General features: G+C 41.3%; 2 protein-coding genes and 1 pseudogene. All 3 read left to right on the forward strand.

The window, feature by feature from the left end; all coding sequences use genetic code 11:
- Nucleotides 1-225 precede the first annotated feature (225 nt).
- Nucleotides 226-495 carry a DUF1778 domain-containing protein gene (locus EYW48_RS21120; RefSeq protein WP_038964901.1) on the forward strand — a complete coding sequence of 90 codons (270 nt, stop codon included), beginning with the start codon at nt 226-228 and terminating at the stop codon, nt 493-495.
- Complete coding sequence (locus tag EYW48_RS21125; protein WP_010320665.1) at nt 492-1,025, forward strand: GNAT family N-acetyltransferase; 534 nt, start codon at nt 492-494, stop codon at nt 1,023-1,025. The genes EYW48_RS21120 and EYW48_RS21125 overlap by 4 nt, the downstream gene beginning before the upstream one ends.
- Nucleotides 1,026-1,172: 147 nt before the next feature.
- Nucleotides 1,173-1,275 (forward strand): annotated as a pseudogene (locus EYW48_RS21130) (damage-inducible protein DinB); the annotation flags it as partial.

The raw sequence follows: 1,275 nt of genomic DNA on the forward strand, positions 1-1,275 counted from the left end.
ACATAACAAGCAATTCAAGTGGATTCTCAACGCGTGGCAGTTTTACTATGCGTTGAGTAAAGTGTTTTACGGTGCAATGCAGCGACTTGGTCAGTGCGTTGTTCACCACTTAATTGGGCGTTATATTCTCCCTCGTTCCGTAAACTTTCCGTACGAATTGAATGTGCTTTAAGTTTGGACTATAATCTCTCAGGTTACGGAATGTATCTGTACGCAGGAGGGGTTATGGCAACGGCACGTTTAGATATCCGCCTTGATGAAGAGATCAAGGCAAAAGCTGAAAAAGCATCGGCTTTACTTGGTTTAAAAAGTCTCACTGAATATGTAGTGAGACTTATGGACGAAGATGCGACTCATGTTATTGAGGAGCACGAAAGTATTGTGGTTAAAGACAGTGTTTTTGACGAGTTTATGGCTGCGTGTAATAAAGTAAAAACACCGAATCAAGCTTTGCTTGAAGCGGTTAAATTTACAGATAAGAGTGGTATCAAGTGAGTTGGGGTAAAGAGTTTGTAGAACTTAGTAAATCAAAGCATGATCGCGACTCATTTGACTGTGGTGAGCAAGAGCTAAACACATTTATCAAAACTCAAGCTGCAAAGCACATGCAAGCAGGTATTAGCCGAACAATGGTTTTACCTAGTGCTCAACCATTGTTAAATCAAAAATTCGCTATTTGTGCATTTTATAGTGTTGCACCGAGTTCAATCAGTCGAGAAACATTGCCAGCACAACTAGCAAAGAAACTTCCTAGGTATCCAATCCCTGTTTTTCTTTTGGCTCAATTAGCTGTGCACAAAGAGTTTCATGGCTCAGGGCTCGGAAAAATTAGTCTAATTCGCGCACTGAAGTACTTGTGGGAAGTGAATCATCACATGAGGGTATACGCAATTGTTGTGGACTGTCTGACAGACTCCGCTCAAGCGTTCTATACGAAGTTCGGTTTTGAAGTGTTGTGCGAACATAATGGGCGTATTCGTATGTTCTTACCAATGAAAACGGTAGAACAGCTTTTTAATCAATAGGCTACGAATATAACAAACAATTCAAGTGGATTCTCAACGCGTGGCAGTTTTACTATGCGTCAGGTAAAGTGCTTTACGGTGCAATGCCGCGGCTTAGCCAGTGCGTTGTTCACCACTTAATTGGGCGTTATGTACTTTGGAGGTCAAATGAATTTATCCTCAAATTTCAGAATGTTGGCGCTGTATAATCAGCGAATGAATAAGCAGTTACTTGGTGTTTGCAGTCAGCTGACTCATGAGCAATTGCATC

Origin of the sequence: Vibrio sp. 1180_3 (assembly GCF_029478545.1) — a bacterium.
GTDB classification, from domain to species: domain Bacteria; phylum Pseudomonadota; class Gammaproteobacteria; order Enterobacterales; family Vibrionaceae; genus Vibrio; species Vibrio aestuarianus.